Source organism: Arthrobacter sp. NPDC097144, from assembly GCF_044762205.1.
GTDB lineage: Bacteria > Actinomycetota > Actinomycetes > Actinomycetales > Micrococcaceae > Arthrobacter_B.
The window spans coordinates 150,654-169,494 of sequence record NZ_JBIWDW010000007.1 but is presented as its reverse complement, the minus strand read 5'-3'; the positions used below and the strand labels follow the sequence as shown (position 1 = coordinate 169,494).

The 18,841-nt window shown below is 66.9% G+C and carries 20 protein-coding genes; 4 read left to right on the top strand and 16 right to left on the bottom strand.

Features of this window, described 5'->3' with window-relative positions:
• Positions 1-15: 15 nt before the first annotated feature.
• From ACIQXM_RS16115 to pdhA, 4 genes are all read right to left on the bottom strand, one after another.
• Positions 16-867, bottom strand: coding sequence for an MBL fold metallo-hydrolase (locus tag ACIQXM_RS16115; RefSeq protein ID WP_400933272.1), 852 nt, complete (start codon positions 865-867; stop codon positions 16-18).
• Positions 868-1,027: 160 nt separating this feature from the next.
• Complete coding sequence (locus tag ACIQXM_RS16110) at positions 1,028-2,485, bottom strand: dihydrolipoamide acetyltransferase family protein (protein ID WP_400933270.1); 1,458 nt, start codon at positions 2,483-2,485, stop codon at positions 1,028-1,030.
• Positions 2,482-3,567, bottom strand: coding sequence for an alpha-ketoacid dehydrogenase subunit beta (locus ACIQXM_RS16105; RefSeq protein WP_400933268.1), 1,086 nt, complete (start codon positions 3,565-3,567; stop codon positions 2,482-2,484). The genes ACIQXM_RS16110 and ACIQXM_RS16105 overlap by 4 nt, the downstream gene beginning before the upstream one ends.
• Positions 3,568-3,580: 13 nt before the next feature.
• A complete protein-coding gene (gene pdhA / locus ACIQXM_RS16100; protein WP_400933267.1) occupies positions 3,581-4,744 on the bottom strand; it encodes a pyruvate dehydrogenase (acetyl-transferring) E1 component subunit alpha in 1,164 nt (387 codons plus the stop codon).
• Positions 4,745-4,927: 183 nt separating this feature from the next.
• Between pdhA and ACIQXM_RS16095 the strand changes: the two genes are divergently transcribed.
• A complete protein-coding gene (locus ACIQXM_RS16095; RefSeq protein WP_400933265.1) occupies positions 4,928-5,392 on the top strand; it encodes an Lrp/AsnC family transcriptional regulator in 465 nt (154 codons plus the stop codon).
• A gap of 98 nt (positions 5,393-5,490) precedes the next feature.
• Here ACIQXM_RS16095 and ACIQXM_RS16090 read toward each other — a convergent pair whose 3' ends face one another.
• The 11 genes from ACIQXM_RS16090 to paaA all read right to left on the bottom strand — a co-directional run bounded on the left by ACIQXM_RS16090 (position 5,491) and on the right by paaA (position 14,374).
• Complete coding sequence (locus ACIQXM_RS16090) at positions 5,491-5,742, bottom strand: DUF6480 family protein (protein ID WP_400933263.1); 252 nt, start codon at positions 5,740-5,742, stop codon at positions 5,491-5,493.
• Positions 5,743-5,871: 129 nt separating this feature from the next.
• The gene (locus ACIQXM_RS16085; protein WP_400933261.1) at positions 5,872-7,197 is read right to left on the bottom strand and encodes a Dyp-type peroxidase; all 1,326 of its coding nucleotides are present in this window, start codon (positions 7,195-7,197) and stop codon (positions 5,872-5,874) included.
• Positions 7,194-7,793 carry a copper chaperone PCu(A)C gene (locus ACIQXM_RS16080; RefSeq protein WP_400933259.1) on the bottom strand — a complete coding sequence of 200 codons (600 nt, stop codon included), beginning with the start codon at positions 7,791-7,793 and terminating at the stop codon, positions 7,194-7,196. The genes ACIQXM_RS16085 and ACIQXM_RS16080 overlap by 4 nt, the downstream gene beginning before the upstream one ends.
• 118 nt (positions 7,794-7,911) lie before the next feature.
• Complete coding sequence (locus ACIQXM_RS16075; protein WP_400933257.1) at positions 7,912-8,586, bottom strand: copper resistance protein CopC; 675 nt, start codon at positions 8,584-8,586, stop codon at positions 7,912-7,914.
• A 70-nt stretch (positions 8,587-8,656) separates the two neighbouring features.
• On the bottom strand, positions 8,657-9,322 hold the full coding sequence (locus ACIQXM_RS16070) for a hypothetical protein (protein WP_400933255.1): 666 nt from the start codon (positions 9,320-9,322) through the stop codon (positions 8,657-8,659).
• Positions 9,323-9,646: 324 nt separating this feature from the next.
• Positions 9,647-10,414: an enoyl-CoA hydratase/isomerase family protein gene (locus tag ACIQXM_RS16065; protein ID WP_400933253.1), complete on the bottom strand. Its 768-nt coding sequence runs from the start codon at positions 10,412-10,414 to the stop codon at positions 9,647-9,649.
• 22 nt (positions 10,415-10,436) lie between these two features.
• Positions 10,437-11,636: a 1,2-phenylacetyl-CoA epoxidase subunit PaaE gene (paaE, locus tag ACIQXM_RS16060; RefSeq protein ID WP_400933251.1), complete on the bottom strand. Its 1,200-nt coding sequence runs from the start codon at positions 11,634-11,636 to the stop codon at positions 10,437-10,439.
• Positions 11,637-11,639: 3 nt separating this feature from the next.
• On the bottom strand, positions 11,640-12,176 hold the full coding sequence (paaD, locus tag ACIQXM_RS16055) for a 1,2-phenylacetyl-CoA epoxidase subunit PaaD (protein WP_400933249.1): 537 nt from the start codon (positions 12,174-12,176) through the stop codon (positions 11,640-11,642).
• Between the two features lie 6 nt (positions 12,177-12,182).
• A complete protein-coding gene (gene paaC, locus ACIQXM_RS16050) occupies positions 12,183-13,007 on the bottom strand; it encodes a 1,2-phenylacetyl-CoA epoxidase subunit PaaC (protein WP_400933247.1) in 825 nt (274 codons plus the stop codon).
• Complete coding sequence (gene paaB / locus ACIQXM_RS16045; protein WP_400933245.1) at positions 13,004-13,381, bottom strand: 1,2-phenylacetyl-CoA epoxidase subunit PaaB; 378 nt, start codon at positions 13,379-13,381, stop codon at positions 13,004-13,006. The genes paaC and paaB overlap by 4 nt, the downstream gene beginning before the upstream one ends.
• Before the next feature lie 3 nt (positions 13,382-13,384).
• The gene (paaA, locus tag ACIQXM_RS16040; RefSeq protein WP_400933243.1) at positions 13,385-14,374 is read right to left on the bottom strand and encodes a 1,2-phenylacetyl-CoA epoxidase subunit PaaA; all 990 of its coding nucleotides are present in this window, start codon (positions 14,372-14,374) and stop codon (positions 13,385-13,387) included.
• A 154-nt stretch (positions 14,375-14,528) separates the two neighbouring features.
• Between paaA and ACIQXM_RS16035 the strand changes: the two genes are divergently transcribed.
• The 3 genes from ACIQXM_RS16035 (at position 14,529) to ACIQXM_RS16025 (ending at position 17,808) form a co-directional block, all read left to right on the top strand.
• Positions 14,529-14,906: a PadR family transcriptional regulator gene (locus ACIQXM_RS16035; RefSeq protein ID WP_400933241.1), complete on the top strand. Its 378-nt coding sequence runs from the start codon at positions 14,529-14,531 to the stop codon at positions 14,904-14,906.
• The gene (locus ACIQXM_RS16030) at positions 14,866-15,483 is read left to right on the top strand and encodes a hypothetical protein (protein ID WP_400933239.1); all 618 of its coding nucleotides are present in this window, start codon (positions 14,866-14,868) and stop codon (positions 15,481-15,483) included. The genes ACIQXM_RS16035 and ACIQXM_RS16030 overlap by 41 nt, the downstream gene beginning before the upstream one ends.
• 150 nt (positions 15,484-15,633) lie before the next feature.
• Positions 15,634-17,808, top strand: a complete 2,175-nt coding sequence (locus ACIQXM_RS16025; RefSeq protein ID WP_400933237.1) for a S9 family peptidase — start codon at positions 15,634-15,636, stop codon at positions 17,806-17,808.
• Here ACIQXM_RS16025 and ACIQXM_RS16020 read toward each other — a convergent pair.
• Complete coding sequence (locus ACIQXM_RS16020) at positions 17,805-18,734, bottom strand: DedA family protein (RefSeq protein ID WP_400933235.1); 930 nt, start codon at positions 18,732-18,734, stop codon at positions 17,805-17,807. The two genes, ACIQXM_RS16025 and ACIQXM_RS16020, sit on opposite strands and share 4 nt — an antisense overlap.
• Positions 18,735-18,841 lie beyond the last annotated feature (107 nt).

The window sequence follows — 18,841 nt, the reverse complement described above, 5'->3', positions numbered from 1 at the left end:
GTTCAGGCTACCGCTTTACTGCTTGAGCCATTTCCAGCGGGCGAGCGTCCGCAGCCGCATCAACAGCGCGCGGGACTGCTCCGGGCCGTACGGCAGGATGGGAATGGCCTTGGTCATGTCCACGGAAGCCTGGTCCATGGCGCTGCGGGTGACGGCGACGGCGGTGCGCATCTTGTTCATCTGCGTGGTCACAAAATCAACGGTCACGGGTTCACCGTGCCCGGGCACGAACACGGTGTACAGGTCCTCCAAGGCAGTCATTTTCCCCAGCGTGCGGATCCAGTCCTTGGGGAAGGAATCCTCAAAGGACGGATCAGCTCCCTGTTCCACGAGGTCTCCGGTGAACAGCACGTCCCCGGCACCAACGAGCAGGTCATGGTCCGTGTGGCCGCGGCCCAGGTGGAAAAGCGTCACGGAGATGCCGCCGAGATCCAGGTCCACCGGAGCGCCTTCCACCAGGCGGGTGGGGGCCAGAATGTGAGTGTGCGTTCCCTCACCGGCGGCCATCTCCGCTTCCACGCCGGCGACGGCGGGGCGCTGGGATTCGCCGTGCTCCCGGATCGCCTCGGCGCAGCGGCTCGTGGCCCAGATGTCCTGCACACCGTTGGCGGCCAGCACGGCGTTGCCGAAGAAATGATCAAAGTGCGCATGGGTGTTCACGGCGATCAGCGGCAGGTCCGTGCGTTCCCGCACCGCAGCGAGGATGGCGCCGCCCTGCCGGGGACCGGCACCGGTGTCAATGATCAGCGCCTGCTCGTCACCGATGACGAGGCCGGTGTTCATGCCAAAGCCGGGATTGGCCAGCACCAGCACCCGCGGAGCCACCTCCTGCCACTGCGCGGTTGCCTGCCGGGATACGTCCGTCATTGGTCCGTCCTTTGTGGGTCCGTGAACTGGCCGGAGCGTTGGGTGCACCGGTGGGAGCCGCTGGCTCCACTTGCTGGTTCCACGGTATCGCGGCCGCGGCGGCCGGACCACGACGGCCCGCAATTGTTGCGGGACGCCGTGCTCCGGCCGGGCTGCGCCGTCAGAGGTCAGCGAGGACGCTGCCCGGGTTCTCGATGGCATCGGCCACGTAGCGCAGGAACCCGCCGGCTGTCCCGCCGTCGCAGATCCGGTGGTCGAAGACCAGGGTCAGTTCGGTCATTTTCCGCACCATAAGGGCGCCGTCCACCACCCAGGGCTTGTCGATGATCCGGCCGATCCCGAGGATGGCGGATTCCGGATAGTTGATGATGGCGGCGCTGCCGTCCACTCCGAACACCCCGTAGTTGTTCAGGGTGAAGGTACCCGAGGTCAGCTCCGCCGGGGTGGCTTTGCCGTCCCGGGCGGACGCGGTGAGCCGGCGGATCTCCGTGTCCAGCTGGCGCGCGTTCATGGTGTCCGCCCTGCGGACGGAGGGAACCACCAGCCCGCGGTCGGTCTGGGCCGCGAAGCCCAGGTTGACTCCCTCATACGCGGTGATGCTTGCACCGCCGGCCGTGTTTCCGGCGGCGGGATCGAAGCGGGCATTGAGCTCGGGGAACTTCGCCAGCCCGGCCAGCACAAAACGGGCCAGGAAGGCCATCAGGCCCGGCGTGCTCTCCGGGTGCCGGCGTTTGAGGTCTGCGCGCAGCTCCAGCAAAGAGGTGGCATCCACATCCACCCACACCGTGGCCTCGGGGATGTTGGCGCGGCTGGCGGCAAGGTTCGCGGCGACGGTTTTGCGCAGTCCCTTCACCGGTGTCCGGGAAGCGACCATCAAGCCGGTGCGCGGATCCTCGGCAACGGCGCTGTCGGCCGTGACGGTTGGACTGCCGGGACCGTTACCGGCCAGGGCACCTTCCACGTCGCTGCGCAGGATCAGGCCGTTGGCACCGGAGCCCTGCAGGTCGGCCAGCCGGATCCCGCTCTCGCGGGCTAACTTGCGGACCAGCGGCGAGATGCACCGCGGCGCCTCGGCCGGGAGGTCCGGCACTATTGCGAGAGCCGGTGCCGGGGAGGCAGCTGAAACCGAACCCGGAGCAGCAACCGCCACCGGAGCCGCGGCTGTTCCAGCCGCTGCATTGCGCGGGCGGCGGCTCCGGCGGGCCACTGCATGGCCTCCGGGGGTGCCGTAACCGATCAGCACATTGCCGGAACCGGCCTTCTCTTCCTGCCGGTATGCTTCCCCGTCGGGGTCACTGGCACCAGGTGCAGCAGGTGCAGCCGGACCTTCATCCGGAACTTCGGGAGCAACCGGCGGCGGCGCCTGGTCAGCGGCGCCGGAGGGCGAGACGCTGATCAGGGGACGGCCGACGTCGAGCGTCTGCCCCGCCTCTCCGTGCAGCTGCGCCACGGTGCCGGCAAAAGGTGAGGGAACTTCCACCAGCGACTTGGCAGTTTCCACCTCGGCCACCGGCTGGTCCACGCGGATCTCATCGCCCACGGCCACGAGCCATGTAACCAGCTCGGCTTCGGTCAGGCCTTCGCCGAGATCCGGCAGCAGGAAGGTGCGCAGGCTCATCGGTCCTCCCACTGCAGTTCGTCAACGGTGTCCAGGATCCGGTCCACACTGGGCAGGAACCAGTGCTCCAGCTTGGGGGCCGGGTACGGAATATCAAATCCGGTCACGCGCAGCACCGGCGCCGCCAGGGAATGGAAGCAGCGTTCCTGCACGCGGGCCACGATTTCCGAGGCCACGGAAGCGAATCCGGGGGCTTCGGAGATGACCACGGCGCGCCCGGTGCGGCGGACCGATGCGGTGACGGTTTCATCGTCGAACGGCACGATGGAGCGCAGGTCGATCACTTCCAGCGACCGGCCCTCCGCCGCGGCGGCTTCCGCGGCTGCCAGGGCGGTGGACACCGAGGGCCCGTAGGCAATCAGCGTGACGTCAGTGCCGGAGCGGGCCACAGCGGCGGTGCCGATGCCGCCGGGACGCTGCCCGCCGTCGTCGTGCGCCGCAACGTCCCCCGCGTCGAACCGGCTGCGCAGCGCGGCCAGGTCCACGTCCTCCTTGGTCCAGTACAGCTTTTTGGGTTCCAGGAACACCACCGGATCGTTTAGCCGGATGGCTTCGCGCAGCAGCGTGTAGGCATCGGAAACGGTGGCAGGAGCCACTACGGTCAGGCCCGGGGTGTGGGCGTAGTAGGACTCGGAGGAGTCGCAGTGGTGCTCCACTCCCCCAATACCGCCGGCGTAGGGAATGCGGATCACCATCGGCAGGCGGACCCGGCCGCGGGTGCGGTTGGCCGTTTTGGCCACGTGGCTGACCACCTGCTCAAAAGCCGGAAAGGCAAAGGCGTCGAACTGCATTTCCACCACGGGCCGCAGCCCGTTCATGGCCATGCCTACGGCCATGCCCATGATGCCGGATTCGGCCAGCGGGGTGTCGAAGCAGCGGTCCGCACCGAAGCGGGCGGTCAGCCCGTCCGTGATGCGGAAAACGCCGCCGAGCGGGCCCACGTCCTCGCCGAACATGACGACGGCGGAGTCGGCAGCCATTTCATCGGCCAGTGCCGTGTTCAGGGCTTTGGCGAACGTGAGCGATTCCGGCGCAGCAGCCTGTGGCGCGGCCGGTGCTTCAAGAGTTTCAGTGACGGTCATGAATGGCTGCCTTTCAGGCCTGGCGCGAGAGTTCGTCGCGCAGCAGGTTTGCCTGCTCCGTGAGCTGCGGGGTGCGGCGGGTGTAGACGTGGGCGAACAGTTCCTGCGAATCCGGTTCCACCTCGGCGTTCAGTCCGTCGCGGATGGCGGAGGCAACAGCCTCGGCGTCGGCTGCGAAGCCGGCTTCGGCGTCGTCGTCGAGCAGGTTCAGGCCGCGCAGATAGGTGCTCAGGCGGGTGATCGGATCCCGCGGCACCCACGCCTGAACGGCTTCCTGCGTGCGGTAGCGGGTGGCGTCGTCGGCGTTGGTATGCGCCTGCATGCGGTAGGTGTGTGCCTCGACCAGGGACGGTCCGGACCCCTCGCGCGCCCGGTCCACGGCAGCGCCGAGGACGGAGAGCAGGGCGGCCAGGTCATTGCCGTCCACCCGCTCGCCGGGCATGCCGTAACCGATGGCCTTATGCGCGAGCGACGGTGCGACGGACTGGTTCTTCAGCGGCACGGAGATGGCGTACTCGTTGTTCTGCACAAAGAAGACCACCGGAACGTGGAACACGGCGGCAAAGTTCAACGCTTCGTGGAAGTCCCCTTCACTGGTGGCTCCGTCGCCGCACATGGCCAGGACAACGGTGTCCTCGCCCTTGAGCTTGGCGGCATGGGCCACGCCGACGGCGTGCAGCAGCTGCGTTGCCAGAGGCGTGGCCTGCGGGGCGGTGTTGTGTTCATAGGGGTCATAGCCGGAATGCCAGTCGCCGCGCAGCAGCGTCAGGACCTGCAGCGGCTCCACGCCGCGGGCGATCACGGACACTGTGTCCCGGTAGGTGGGGAAGAGCCAGTCCTGCGCCCCGAGGACGACGGCGGCTGCCACCTGGCAGGCCTCCTGGCCGTGAGAGGACGGATAAACGGCCAGCCGGCCCTGCCGGACGAGGGCATTAGCCTGGTCATTGATGCGGCGGCCGAGCATCAGCTGGGCGTAGGCACTGAGCAGGGATTCGCCGTCGGGCAGCGGATAGCGGTCATCGTGGCGGTGGACGCCGTCCGGGTCCACCAGCTGCACGGGAGATTCCGAGGGCAGCAGGTCCGAATGGGTCCCGGTGCCGGCACTGCCGGTGCGCGGTGCGTTCCGGCGGCGGTCTTCCATGGCGCCGGGGGGCGGATTGCCCGTGGAAATAGTCATTTTGCCTCCGTCAGCCGCACTTCCACCAGCGTCTTCGCCGTGGATGTTCTGTTATCCCAGTATGCTGATGGCCCTTATTCGTATCCACATGAGACCAAAAACGTGGATGATTGCTGCCCTAGGGGCTAGGCTTATGGACGAAATGTAGCGTGTGAGCTGGATTACCCGAAGGACGTAGACACTATGGCACGGGACACAACGGAACAGGCTGCTCCGCGGCTGGATGATATTGACCGCGCCATCCTGGCCGAGCTCACCGCAAACGGAAGGGCCTCGGTGACAGCCGTGGCGGAGGCCGTCCACATCTCCCGCGCCCACGCCTACTCCCGCATCGCGAAGCTGACGGAAACCGGCGTGCTGAGCCGGTTCACCGCCGTCGTCGATCCGGTGAAGGCGGGCCTGCGCTCCTCCGCCTACGTGACGCTGAAGGTGCGCCAGCATTCCTGGCGGGAGCTGCGCGAACAGCTCCGAGCCATACCCGAAATCCACCACATTGCCCTGGTGGGAGGCTCCTTCGACGTCATTCTTTTGGTGCGGGCGGAGGACAACGTCCATCTGCGCCAGGTCATCTTCGACCAGCTGCAGTCCATGCCCGGGATCCTGGACACCCAGACGTTCCTGGTGTTCGAGGATTTGGACGCGACATAGGCCCCCGGTCTGATTGCCTGCGGGTTCAGCCCACCTGAGACACAGCAGCGGCCCGCCGCCGGAAAGTCCGGTGACGGGCCGCAGGTATGCGCAGGGGATTATTCGTCGTGCCCCTGATCAGTGCTCATCTGATCTTCGGCGGGAGGGGTTTCCCCCGGGGGAACACCGCCGCCGGGCTCCAGCCCGGTGACGTTCCCGGCGGCCGGGTCCGGGTTGGCGTGCACGGCCTTGGCCGTGCTCGGCTCATGGTTTCCGGTGCCTTCCTGCGTGCCGTCCTGCAGCTTCCTGCCGGCATCCTTGGGCTTGTCGGGGTTGGCCGGATCATTGTTCGGATCGTAGCTGTCCGTCATCTGTGCCTCCATCTCTCCGTCATTGCCTGTGCCTCCGAAGTGTTCCGGAAAACATCAGCATGCTGATCATCAAGTTCCAACTTAGCCTCCTCCGCGTCCATGAGACAACCTGTCCGGACCGGCCGATCCTCAGCCGAAGAGCACCTCCCCCACAAATCCGCCCTCCTCAGCACCCGGTGGCACGGCAAACACGGCGGAGCCCACCGGCGTAGTCCATTCGTTCAGGATGTCCAGCTGGTCCAGGCGCTGTTGGATCGGCACAAACTGCCGGTCGACGTCGGCCTGGTAGGACACGAAGATCTGTCCGGAGTTGGACACCCCGCCGGAAGAGCTTCCCGCGGCGGGCGGATCGTCGTAGTTGTACGGACGGCGGAAAATCCGCTGCCGCTCATCATCGGGCCGGGCACGGCGGAGGTGGGAAGACTGGGCAATCACCGGGAATCCGAGGCTGGTGCGGGCTGCAAAGTCGGGCTCATCGTGCTCCGCGGTTCCGGTCAGCGGAGCACCGGTAGCCAGTGTGCGCCCCACCGATTCCTCACGGCCCCGGCGGTCCAGCTCATCCCAGGTGTCAAGATCCATGGCGATGCGCCGTACGACCATGGACGTCCCGTTCTCCAGCCACGGCGCAATCTCCGGGCTGCCCCAGACCACCCGTTCAAGCTCCCCGGCCTTCCGGGGGTTGCCGGTGCCGGGGTTGCCGGTGCCGTCCAGCTGCCCAAACAGGTTGCGCGGCGTGGCGCCGGCCTCCTTTGTGCCTGCGGCGTGCAGGAAACCGGACTGGACCCAGCGCACCGCAGCGAAGGCACGGGCATCCTTGAGCAGCATCCGCCGCGCGTGCGCCAGCGTCAGCGGGTCATCCGCGCACAGCTGCAGCAGCAGATCCCCGCCGGAAAAAGCCGGCTGCAGGCGGTCGATCCCAAAGTCGGGCAGCGGACGCAGCCAGGCCGGCGCCGCATCAGGGTTGGCCAGCGCCACCAGCGCCGGGCCGAAGCCGAACGTCACGGTCAGCCGGGCAGGGTTCACTGCCAGTTCAGGTTCGGTGTCCGCCAGTGCCGCACGCCCGGAAGCGAGGGCCGCGGCGTCGTCGGACAGCAGGCGCAGCAGCGCCGCCAAGCGCTGCCGGGTCAGGTTCGGCACCAGGTCCAGGGCCAGGAAAACTGCGTGGGCCTGTGCCGGAGTCTCGATGCCCGCCTGCCGCGCTCCGTAAAAGGGCACGACGGCGCTTCCGAGTCCGACTGCCGCAGCTTCCGCCTGATCCGCAGATGCCTCCGTACCGGAACCGGAACCGCCCGCAGCGCCAAGGCCGGCGGCGGCCAGCGCGCCGAGTCCCGCCGCAGCTCCGCCGAACAACAGGTGGCGGCGGTTTACCCCGCGGCGGGCATCGGCGGTTCCAGCGCTGTACGGGCTCATGTCCCGGCTGCGGTCCCCGGCGTCCGGGGCCCGGTCCTCACTCATTTTCCGTGGTAGCTCTCGTTGGCGCCGGAGAAGTCTTTGGCAGTGGCAGTGAAGTCAACGGTAGTTCCGTCGGCAAGTTCCAGGGTGAAGGAAACCTCGTCACCGGGCAGGACCGGGCCGGTGAGCCCCATCAGCATCAGGTGGTTTGCGCCCGGCTCCAGCAGGAATTCGCCGCCGGCCGGCACAGTGAACCCGTCAGTGGTTTCAGCCATGGCAAACTGCCCGTCGGCGCCCGCTGCTGTTTCGTGCAGTTCAACGGACGCTGCTGCCGGCGAAGAAGCACCGATGACCTGGATGTCCTCCGCGCCGTTGTTGGCGAGGACGCCAAAGGCGCCGGTCATCCCGGTCTCAGCAGCTTTGATCCAGGGCTCCTTGATGGTCAGCGGGGATTCCGCTGCCGGAGCATCCTGGGCGGCGGTTCCGCCTGCTGGGGCCGACGGAGGCTGCGTCGACTCTGCAGATGACCCGCCGGAGCAGCCGCCGAGCAGCAGCGCCCCGACGGCGGCAACACAGAGGAGGCCCAAGGCTTTGGGGCGCTTGGAAGCGGTGATGGATTCCGTGGCTGCGGAAGAGGCAGGGGAGTTGAAGAAGGGCATGGTGAAGCTCCTGAAGGGCATGGGCGCGCGCCGGCTCGCTCCGGAGCCGGGCAGGGTGATGCGCCGTGAAGTGTGGGGTGAAAGAAGCCGGACCGTTAGCCCGGACCGGTGCGTCCGGTTATTCGGTGCGGCTGCGCTTGCGGCGTGAGAGAACCGCGTACACCGCGTAGACGGCCAGACCCGCTGCACCGGCGATGACGATGGTAAACCACGGAGCGTTCCCGCCGTCGTCGGACGTCTCGCTGCTCTTGGGGTTCTCTGCGCTGTCCGTGCTTTCCACAGGTGAGTCCTCGGCGTCGTTCTCAGCCGGAGCGGCAGTGGAAGCCGAGCCGGCTACGGCGTTGGCACCCACCAGGTATTCGAACTGGCCCGTGATCGGGTGTCCGTCGGAAGAGACGGCACGCCAGCGTACCGAGTACTCACCCTCAGGCATGTCGGCAGGCAGCGGCTGCACCAGGTTGGTCCGGGTCAGCACCGGGGCGGCTTCCGCCCAGTTACGGCCGTCGGCGTCGAGCACAATGATCTGGTTGCCCAGGTCCATCAGGGCGCTGCTGAAGACCAGTTCCAGCTCGGAAGGTGAGGTTTCAAAACGTTCACCGGCGGCCGGGGTGCTGCTCACCAGTTCGTCATGGGCCAGGGCTGCCGGCGCGGTGGAAAGTGCTGCCGCGAGCCCGGCAAGCATCAAGGCGCCGAGAAGAAGGATCCGGACGGCCAGCGGCTGCCGGGCAGGGGTGCGGGAGGGGTGGCCGGAGGGAATCCGGCGGGAAAGGATGGAGAAGGAGAGCTGAGGCATGGCTGCTTTCTGCGCCGGCTCGTTACCGGCGGCTGCTGGAAGAAAAAGGCTCCGCCCGGAAGGGGAGGGCCTAGAAGGACACAGCAGCAGCCGGCGGGCCCCGGTGTCTCATCACCAGCAGCGGAACACCGAGGTTCGGCAGCGGTTCAGCAGGAATCAGAGTGGAAAGCTTGGGGATCCGCGGGCCCAGCGGCAGCGGAAGGATGAGCGGAAGGATGGCGGTGATGGTCAGCCGCATGGCGGCCAGGATCCGCAGCAGGGCGGCCTCTCCGTTGCGCAGAAGCACCACGGTTACCGCGGCAGCCAGCAGGTGTCCGAGCCACATCGCCGCCGAGGCGTGCCCGGCCGTCCCCATGGTGAGGGCCGTCCCGGCGCCGGTGTCAGCGAACTGCGCGGCCAGCGCCGCCGGATCCGCATGGCCTGCATGGCCTGCGTGTGCCGCACCGGCCAAGCCTGCGGAAGTCCCGGCAGTTCCGGAGACCGTTCCCGCCCCGCCGGCGGTAAAGAGCAGGTGGAAAATCCCCTGGCTGGCCAGCACTGCTCCGGCAATCCTTGGCACAGACAGGGATTTGCCGGCCAGGGCACAGGAGACCATGGCGGACAGCGCGAGGCAGAACAGCACAATGGAAGGATGGGGAATGGCACCGCCGGCGAGAACGTGGGAGGCTGCGGCAACGGCCGTGGCCGACAAAGCTGCGGCCCAGCCGCGCACCATGCGTGCGGCGCGCGTGCTCATGTTCCCTCCCGGAGACGGTTCGGACCGGGTGGGCGGGTGCACCGTCCGGCTGCTGATATTGTCCCCGGATTTCTACAGGTTGTCGAATACGCTGCGGTGCGTTCTGGCGGATTCTCCGCGCAGATGACGGGCCCAAAACCCGCTTCCCAAAATCCTTCGGGCAGGTCACGGGCCCAAAACCCGCATTTGAGCTCTTTTAGGGCCGTCTTCTGCACGAGAGATAATCCGCAGTCCCGTTATCTGCACGAAGGACCGCAGCGGGGTGAAGAGGCTTGCGGCCCGAGGGGGCCAGCTGAGACCACCGGGCCATTGCCCCGGCAGCCGCTACCCCTGAAAGACCGGCTTGCGCTTGTCGATGAACGCCGAGAATCCTTCGGCGTAGTCCTTGGTCCGGCAGAGGTCGCCCTGAGCGGTGTTCTCAGCCTCCATCGCGGTCCACAGCCCCACCCGGGAATCCCGGATCTGCGCCACCAGGGACTTCGACGCCCGGAATGCTCCGGTTGCGCCGCTGGCCACCCGTTCCACGATCTCGCGGGTGCGCTCCTGCAGTTCATCGGCCGGGAACGAACGGCTGAACAAGCCGGCCGCCACGGCTTCGGCACCACTCATCAGATCCGCCGTATAGATAAGGTCCAGCGTCCGGTGGGCGCCAAGGCGTTCGGTGAACAGCCAGTGTCCGCCGGAATCCAGGGTTGCGCCCAGGTTCGCGAACGGTGAGCCGATTTTGGCGTTGTCTGCCACGTACACGACGTCGGTCGCCACGAGCAGTCCGAGTCCAACGCCGAGGCATGCGCCCTGCGCCGCGGCGAAGGTCGGAGCGGGAAACGCCGCCATCTTCTTCAGCAGCGGAGTCACCAGGTCGCCCAGGTAGGCGTAGGCGTCGTCGTTGGCGGGGTCGACGGCGGAGATGTCCCGTCCGGCGCAGAACGCACGGCCTTCACCTTTCAGCAGCAGGGCCCGCACCCCGGCGGCGGCGGCGTCGTCGTACGCCTGTGAAAGCTCCGCCAGCGCCTCCTCGTCCAGGGCGTTGAGCTTCTTTGGCGCATTCAGCACAATTTCGGCGATGCCGTTGTCGACGCTCAGTTCAATCAAGGGGTGCTCCGTTCCTTCAGGACTAGGCGTCGTAGTCGACGGTGACGCCGGCACTGGTGGGCCGGGACTGGCAGGTGAGGATGTAACCCTTTTCCAGCTCGTCCGGTTCCAGGGCGTAGTTCTCTTCCATCTCCACCGTGCCGGTAACCAGCTTGGCCCGGCAGGTGCCGCAGACGCCGCCGGCGCAGGCGAACGGAACATCCGGACGGACGCGCAGCGCGGCGTTGAGGATGGTTTCACGGGCGTGGGTGGGGCTGGCCACCTTGCCCTGCAGCCCGTCCAGCCGGAACGTGATGTCGTAGGTCTCACCCCCGGTGTCCGCGGCCACCGGGCGGCCTGCCTGCCCCTCGGGACGGTTGGGCTGGCCGGTGGTGAAGAGCTCGAAGCGGATCTTTTCGGCCTCGACCCCGCGGTCCGCGAGCGTGTCCCGGCACATCTGCACCAGTTCGAAGGGGCCGCAGAGGAACCATTCGTCCACGTTGCGGGTGGGCAGCACGGAGTCGATCAGGGCAGACAGCTTCTCGGCGTCAATCCGGCCGGTCAGCAAAGGCGAGATCCGCTGTTCGCGGGACAGTACGTGGTGCAGGGCGAACCGGGCCGGATACCGGTCCTTCAGGTCCGCCAGCTCTTCCAGGAACATGACGTCCATGGCGGCCTTGTTCGCGTAGACCAGGTCAAACCGCACGGTCTCCGAGGCAGCCAGCACCGTCCGGGCGATGGAAATTACCGGAGTAATCCCGGAGCCTGCGGCCACGGCCACGAAAACGTCCTCGCTGCCCAGATCGATGTCCTCGGGGTGGTTCAGCCCGTTCATCGGATGCTTGGAGATGAAGCCGCCGGAAGGGCTCATCACGTCCAGCACGTCGCCGGCCTTCAGGAACTCGTTGGCCCAACTCGAGAACAGCCCGCCCAGGTCACGCTTGATCGCCACCCGGATCTCACCGGGCCGCGGCTCGGCACAGATGGAGTAGCTGCGGCGGACCTCGGAGCCCTCCAGCGTGGTGCGCAGGGCAACGTACTGGCCGGGCAGGTAGTCAAAGGAGCCTTCGAGCAACTCCGGCACCGCGAAGGTGACCTCAATGGCGTCTTCGGTCAGGCGCCGGACTTCCGCGACGGTCAGGGGATGGAACGCGGTGCGGCGGTTCGGCGCGGCCGACGGCGACGCGGCGGCAGGCGCTGCGCCCGGCTCAACGGCCGTTTCAGCGGGAACGGATGTAGTCATGGGTTAGAGCACCTTGAAGTAGTCGAAGGGTTCGCTGCAGTCCTGGCAGACATAGAGCGCCTTGCAGGAGGTGGAGCCAAAACGGGTCAGTTCGCGGGTGTTGAGGGAGGCACACTGCGGGCACTTCACGCTCAGGCCGAGCCGGACGGGGCCGGCGGTTGCCTTGCCGGTGGGCGGGGCGATGCCGTAGCTGTTGAGCTTGGCCTTCCCTGCCTCGCTCATCCAATCCGTGGTCCAGGCCGGGGCGAGCACCAGGTCCACGCGGACACGGTCATAGCCGGCAGCGTTTAGCGCCGCAGTCACGTCCTGGCGGATGGCGTCCATGGCCGGGCAGCCGGAGTAGGTGGGCGTGATGGTGACGGTAACGGCGCCGGGGGCGGTGGGCTCAACCGCGCGCAGCACCCCCAGATCCTCGATCGTCAGCACCGGAATCTCCGGGTCACAGACCGTGGCGGCAATGTCCCAGGCACGGGCCGCCACCGGCTCGGAGGGACGGAGCGTTTCGGTGCCGGCTGTTACGGCGTCCTCAGTCTCAGTCATGACCGCTTACCAGCTGGCGCCGGGATGCTCCCGGGCCAGGACCTGCATCTCGGCCAGCAGATAGCCCAGATGTTCACTGTGCTTTCCGCGGCGTCCACCGCCGGGAGCGGCCGGAACCTGCGGAACCTCGAGCTCGGCTTCGCTGAGAACGGCACCGACACCGGCGTCGAAGCCGGCACGGAGCGAAGACGGCAGCACTGCCGCTCCGGTTCCGGCCAGGGAAACAACCAGATCGTCGTCCTCGAACAGTTCGCCGACGTACGGCCACGTCAGTTCCAGCGCGCGCGTGATGCGGCGCCGGGATTCCTCGGTGCCGCCGGCCAGGCGCAGGATCCACTGGGCGCTGTGGTCGCGGTGGTAGTCGACCTCCTTGACGGCCTTGGCGGCAACCGCTGCCAGGGTCGGATCGTTGGAGGACATCAGCGCGGAGTAAAGCTCATAGAGGTAGAAGGACGCCGCCAGCTGGCGGGCAATGGTCCGGCCGAAGTCTCCGTTGGGCTGTTCAAACAGGTGTGCGGAGCGGAATTCGCCCTCGCGGCGCCAGTAGGCCAGGTCATCTTCGGTGCGATCGGAAGCGGACCCCGCGTAGGTCAGGAAGGACCGGGCGTGTCCAAGCAGGTCCAGCCCGATGTTGCCCAGGGCCACGTCCTCTTCCAGTTCGGGGGCGCGGGAAATCCACCAGCCCAGCCGCTGGGCCAGGATCAGGGAATCATCGCCAAGGCGCAGGGCGTATTCGGCGACGTCGGCGGGCGCCTTGACGCCTGATGCGGAGATATCCTCCGGGCGCAGGGCGTTGCCGGGGGTGATGCGGGTGGCGCTGTCCGAGCTCACAGGTGCTTCACTCCTTCGGACTTGGTGTAGTAGGTGGCGTGCCGGTAGTCCTTGCCCTGCGGGGATTCAAAGAACTGCCCCTTGGAATCGGGGTCGGAGGCGATAATGGCCGACGCCGGCACCACCCAGAGCGAGACACCCTCGTTGCGGCGGGTGTAGAGGTCGCGGGCGTTGCGGACGGCCATGTCCGCGTCCGGCGCGTGCAGCGAACCGGCATGGACGTGGGACAAGCCGCGGGAGGAGCGGACAAACACCTCCCACAGCGGCCAGGCCGTGCTCAGCGCGGCAGCCTCAGCAGCTGTCCCCGGCTCAGCGGAAGTCTTTGTACCCACCGGCTTGGCGCCGTCGTCGCCCGTTGTGGAACCGGAAACCATAACTCAAGCCACCTTCATCTTTTGTGCCTGTTTTGCCGCGTATGCGGCTGCTGCCTCGCGCACCCAGGCGCCGTCTTCATGTGCCTCGCGGCGGCGGGCCAGCCGCTGCGCGTTGCAGGGCCCCCTGCCGGCGAGGACTTCCTTGAACTCGTTCCAGTCCAGCGGCGCGTGCTCCCACTGCAAGGTGTCCTCGTTGTAGCGGATGGAGTCATCCGGCAGGGTCAGGCCCAGCACCTTGACCTGTTCCACGATCATGCCCACGAACCGCGAGCGCAGTTCATCGTTGGAGAAGCGCTTGATGTTCCAGGCCATGGACTGCTTGGAATTGGGCGAATCATCATCAGGCGGGCCGAACATCATCAGCGACGGGGCGTACCAGCGGTTGATGGCGTCCTGCGCCATGTCCCGCTGCGCCTGCGTGCCGTTGGCCAGTTCCAGGAGGATCTCGAATCCCTGCCGCTGGTGGAAGGACTCTTCCTTGCACACGCGCACCATCGCCCGGCCGTAGGGACCGTAGGACGCACGGCAGAGGGGCACCTGGTTGCAGATCGCGGCGCCGTCCACCAGCCAGCCGATCGCCCCCATGTCTGCCCAGCTCAGAGTGGGGTAGTTGAAAATGCTCGAGTACCGGGCCTTGCCGGCAATCAGGTCCTCCGTCATCTTTTCGCGCGGAGTTCCCAGCGTTTCCGCTGCGGAGTACAGATAGAGGCCGTGCCCCGCCTCATCCTGCACCTTGGCCATGAGGATGGCCTTGCGCTTGAGCGAGGGCGCGCGGGTAATCCAGTTGGCCTCGGGCTGCATGCCGATGATCTCGGAATGCGCGTGCTGGGAGATCTGCCGGACCAGGGTCTTGCGGTAGGCCTCGGGCATCCAGTCCCGCGGTTCAATCCTCGAATCCTCAGCCAGCAGCTGCTCAAAGTATGCCTCTGGTCCGGAGTCCTGGACGGTTCCCCCGGCCTGCGTGCCGGGGAAAGCATCGGTATGCAACGACATTTTTGCCACCTCACTGTGCGGAAGGAGTCGGCTGCCTGGGGTGCAGGAATAATTACCGACCGTTCGGTCAGAATATAGGCGTGACGGAGGGCACGTCAAGACGGCACTCGGCCGCTACATAGACAGGCTTACTAGTTCGTGAAAATATCTCAGCGTGCAGAATTTTTCCTGGCCCAGCGACTGGATGCGGGCGGCACTCAGCCTGTGTGTGCTGAAAGCGCTCGACGGCGGCGCCACCTATGGTTACGCGATCGCCTCCCGGCTCGAGCAGCAGGGCTTTGGTGAAGTTCGGGGCGGAACCCTGTATCCGCTGCTGACCCGCCTCGAGTCCGCCGGTTGGGTCACCGTCTCCTGGCAGGCCGGCGACGGCGGTCCCGGGCGGAAGTATTTCTCCCTCACCACGGCAGGGCGGCGGGAACTGGCCGGGCAAAGCGACCTGTGGACACGGTTCGCCGGCACGGTGGGGAGCTTCCTGGACAATGAAGGACACCATGAACACATCTCCAGGAGAAGCCTCCATGACAGCCCGTGACGCCCGGGATACTGCCGCTGAGGTCCCCGGCGCTCCGCCCGGCTCCGCTCCGAAGTCCGACCCGTCCCGCCGCAGGGTCTCCAGGGCGGCGCTGGCCGCGCTGCTGGTTCCCACCTGCCTGGGCCTCCTCGGGTTCTTCGCGGTGGCCGCGGCCGTCAGCTCCACTGAATCCCGGGTTCAGGTGACCCTGCCGGGCTTTTTGCTGGTTGCTGCCGGGCTTGCCCTTGCTGCCTGCGCTCCCCTGCTGCGGCGCCTGGCGACCCGGACAACGCTCCGGCAGTGCATCCTCGGAGCCGGAGCAGTGCTTCTGGCCCTCGCGGGGTCAGCGGTACTGGCCGGAGACCTGGTGCTTTTCAGCCTCCCGGCAGTGCCGACCGCCCTGATCGGCGGGCTGGTCCTGCTGTCCACCTCGCTCTGGGGACAGTTCCGCAAGGGCGCTGCCGCAGATCCCATCCTGGATCCGCCCGCCCGGCGGGCGGAGCAGCCCTTCGGGACCACCCTGCTCACGGTGCTTGGCAACTGGCTGCTGTTTTTGGCCGCTGCCGCGCTGACAGCGGGGCTGCTGCTGCAGGTCTGATCACACGCGCCCGGTCCCGCCGCGCGCCCCGACGGAGCGCCGGCCGCAGACGCCAGGGCAGCAGCACGCGCGGTGCAGGTCCAGGTAAGCCCCGAGCATAAACACTGTGGGGTTCTTCGCCCGTCCGGACGGTGTCGATATATTCGGGATATGACTACTTCTGCCACCCCTCCCGTTGCCAAAAAGGTTCCCATCGAACGCGTCCACCACGGAGATACCTTCGTTGACGACTATGAATGGCTGCGGGAGAAGGAAAACCCCGACGTCGTGGCCCACCTCAAGGCGGAAAACGCCTACATGGAAGAGGTCACCGCCCACCAGGAAAAGCTGCGGCAGGAAATCTTCGACGAGATCAAGAACCGCACCGAGGAAACCGATCTGTCGGTCCCCGCCCGCAAGAAGGGCTGGTGGTACTACTCCCGCACCGAAGAGGGCCAGCAGTATGCCATCCACTGCCGCACCGCGGCACAGGACACCGGGGACCTGGACGCTGACTGGACTCCGCCCGTCGTGACACCCGGCGTTCCGGTTCCGGGCGAGCAGATCCTGATTGACGGCAACGCCGAAGCCGAAGGCAAGCCGTTCTTTTCCCTGGGCGGCCTGGCAGTGACTGAGGACGGCAACCTGCTGGCCTACTCCGAGGACAACGCGGGCGACGAGCGCTTCACGCTGCGGATCAAGGACCTGCGCACCGGTGAGCTGCTGCCGGACACCGTGGAGAATGTTTTCTACTCCCTGGCCTTCTCCCCCGACGGCACCCGCGTCTTCTACACCGTCGTGGACGACTCCTGGCGCCCCTACCAGATCAAGGCACACACCCTCGGGACACCGGTGGAGGACGACGCCGTCATTTACCAGGAGGACGACGTTGCCATGTGGACCGGCTTTGACCTCTCCGCGGACCGCAGGCAGCTGCTGATCGGCATCAGCAACTCTGAATATTCCGAGTACCGGGTGCTGGACTTCGAGGATCCCGCCGGTGAGGTGCGCACGCTGATTCCGCGCAGCGAGCGCATCCTCTACGAGGCCGAGCCCGTCACCATCGCCGGCGAGCGCCACTACCTGATCACGCACAATAAGGACGCGCTGAACTCCATGCTCTCGCTCGTGGCGGAGACGGAGTTTGCGCTGCCGCTAGCCGAGCAGCACTGGAACACCGTGGTGGCGCACGACGACGCCGTCCGCGTCAACGGTGCGGCTGTCACCAAAACGCACATCATCGTGTCGGTCCGCAAGGACACCACCGAGCGCGTGCAGGTCCTGCCCCTGGAGGGCCTGGGCACGGAAGTGCAGGGCGATCCCGGGGAACCGGCCTTCGACGAGGAGCTGTACACGGCCAACCTCGCCAACGCCGAATATGATTCCCCGATCATCCGGCTCAGCTACACCTCCTATCTGACGCCCCCGCGCGTCTATGACTATGTGCTGGCCACCGGTGAACTGGAGCTGCGCAAAGAAACCCCGGTCAAGGGCGGCTACAACCCGGCCGAGTACGTGGCGGAGCGGGCGTGGGCTCCGGCAGCCGACGGTGCGCGGATTCCGCTGTCCGTGCTGCGCCGGGCGGAGGTCAAGCAGGACGGCACCAATCCGGCCCTGGTCTACGCGTACGGCAGCTATGAAATCAGCATGGACCCGGCCTTCAGCGTGGCCCGGCTGTCCCTGCTGGACCGCGGCGTCATCTTCGTCGTCGCGCACATCCGCGGCGGCGGCGAAATGGGACGCACCTGGTATGACCAGGGCAAGAAACTGAACAAGAAGAACACCTTCACCGACTTCGTGGCTGCCACGGACTACATGGCGTCCTCCGGCTGGGTGGATCCGTCCCGGATTGCGGCCATGGGCGGTTCTGCCGGCGGACTGCTGATGGGTGCCGTGGCCAACCTGGCTCCGGAGAAGTACAAGGCGATCGTGGCGCAGGTGCCGTTCGTGGACGCTCTAACCAGCATCCTGGATCCGGAACTGCCGCTTTCGGCGCTGGAGTGGGAGGAATGGGGCAACCCCATCACCGATCCCGAGGTGTACCGGTACATGAAGGAATACTCCCCGTACGAAAACATCCGGGCCGTGGACTATCCGCGCATTGCCGCCGTCACGTCCTTCAATGACACCCGGGTGCTGTATGTGGAGCCGGCCAAATGGGTGGCAAAACTGCGCGAAGTCACCACCGGATCCGAGCCGATCGTGATGAAGATCGAGATGGACGGCGGCCACGGCGGCGCTTCCGGCCGGTACGAGGCATGGAAGGACCGGGCCTGGGACTACGCCTTTGTGCTGGATGCGCTGGGCGCCGAAGAGCCGATCGCCCCGGAGACCGGAAGCAACTAGCGGCCGGCCTGCTCGGCAGCCGTACGGCCGCTTCCCCGCTTCGGGGGAGCGGCCCGGCGGGCAAACGCGCCCCGGGCCGCAGGAGGATCAGTTTCTTCTCCTGCGGCGGCGGTTGGCGGCTTCTCCGCAGCAGTGGGTTCATCCACCGGATTCGGAGGCACTGTGCCGGCCTCCGCGGCCTGCCCCGCAGTACCGGAGCTCCCCCGGCTCCCGGCTCCGCCGTCGCCGTTGTTCGCGAGGTTGCTCCCGGCGCCGGCAGCCGCCGCGGGGCCTGCAGTCCGCGGTCCGCCCTTGGCCGCCGCGCCGGCCCTGCGCCGCTGGCGCAGCAGACCCAGCCCAACGGGCACCACGGTCAGCAGGACCACCCCCAGGACCAGCAGATCCAGATGGTCGCGGATGAACGGGAAGCGGTTGCCCAGCACATAGCCGAGCACGGTGATCCCCACCCCCCACAGCAAAGCGCCGAAGGCGTCAAACGCTATGTAGACGCGGTAGGGCATCCGTCCTATGCCGGCCACCACCGGAGTGAAGGTGCGCACCACCCCCACAAACCTGGCCAGCGTCACTGCCTTGCCGCCGTGCCGGGCAAAGAACTGCTCGGCACGGATGACGTTCTCCTGCCGGAACACCCGTGAATTGGGGCGGGAGAAAACCGCCGGACCGGCTTTGCGCCCAATCCAGTAACCCAGCTGGTCGCCCATAAAGGCAGCCAGGGAAATCAACAGCCCGAGCACCCAGATGTTCACATGGACGGTGCCGGTAGCCACCAGCAGCCCGGCAGTGAACAGCAGGGAATCACCGGGAAGGAAAAACCCCACCAGCAAGCCGGTCTCGGCAAAAACAATGGCGCACACCACCAGCACCACCCAGGGCCCCAATGCCGGATCCGCCAGGAAAACCTGCGGATCCAGCCAGTCAGGAAGCACTGGGATCCCGGAGTACCAGAGCCGTTGTCCAGAAATCGGCCGCAGCCTCACACTCATCCACCTCCTCAAAGTACGCCACTGCGGGGCGCGGTGTCCTCCCGCCGGAT

Excerpts from the sequence above, each read along its gene's own strand:
- ACIQXM_RS16080 (WP_400933259.1), bottom strand. The coding sequence starts at position 7,793 with ATGCCCTTCTTCAACTCCCCTGCCTCTTCCGCAGCCACGGAATCCATC.
- ACIQXM_RS16110 (WP_400933270.1), bottom strand. The coding sequence starts at position 2,485 with ATGAGCCTGCGCACCTTCCTGCTGCCGGATCTCGGCGAAGGCCTGACC.
- ACIQXM_RS16025 (WP_400933237.1), top strand. The coding sequence starts at position 15,634 with ATGACTACTTCTGCCACCCCTCCCGTTGCCAAAAAGGTTCCCATCGAA.
- paaD (WP_400933249.1), bottom strand. The coding sequence starts at position 12,176 with ATGACTGAGACTGAGGACGCCGTAACAGCCGGCACCGAAACGCTCCGT.
- ACIQXM_RS16075 (WP_400933257.1), bottom strand. The coding sequence starts at position 8,586 with ATGCCTCAGCTCTCCTTCTCCATCCTTTCCCGCCGGATTCCCTCCGGC.
- ACIQXM_RS16090 (WP_400933263.1), bottom strand. The coding sequence starts at position 5,742 with ATGACGGACAGCTACGATCCGAACAATGATCCGGCCAACCCCGACAAG.
- paaE (WP_400933251.1), bottom strand. The coding sequence starts at position 11,636 with ATGACTACATCCGTTCCCGCTGAAACGGCCGTTGAGCCGGGCGCAGCG.
- pdhA (WP_400933267.1), bottom strand. The coding sequence starts at position 4,744 with ATGACTATTTCCACGGGCAATCCGCCCCCCGGCGCCATGGAAGACCGC.
- paaB (WP_400933245.1), bottom strand. The coding sequence starts at position 13,381 with ATGGTTTCCGGTTCCACAACGGGCGACGACGGCGCCAAGCCGGTGGGT.
- ACIQXM_RS16030 (WP_400933239.1), top strand. The coding sequence starts at position 14,866 with ATGAACACATCTCCAGGAGAAGCCTCCATGACAGCCCGTGACGCCCGG.
- ACIQXM_RS16085 (WP_400933261.1), bottom strand. The coding sequence starts at position 7,197 with ATGAGTGAGGACCGGGCCCCGGACGCCGGGGACCGCAGCCGGGACATG.
- ACIQXM_RS16115 (WP_400933272.1), bottom strand. The coding sequence starts at position 867 with ATGACGGACGTATCCCGGCAGGCAACCGCGCAGTGGCAGGAGGTGGCT.
- ACIQXM_RS16095 (WP_400933265.1), top strand. The coding sequence starts at position 4,928 with ATGGCACGGGACACAACGGAACAGGCTGCTCCGCGGCTGGATGATATT.
- paaA (WP_400933243.1), bottom strand. The coding sequence starts at position 14,374 with ATGTCGTTGCATACCGATGCTTTCCCCGGCACGCAGGCCGGGGGAACC.
- ACIQXM_RS16070 (WP_400933255.1), bottom strand. The coding sequence starts at position 9,322 with ATGAGCACGCGCGCCGCACGCATGGTGCGCGGCTGGGCCGCAGCTTTG.
- ACIQXM_RS16105 (WP_400933268.1), bottom strand. The coding sequence starts at position 3,567 with ATGACCGTCACTGAAACTCTTGAAGCACCGGCCGCGCCACAGGCTGCT.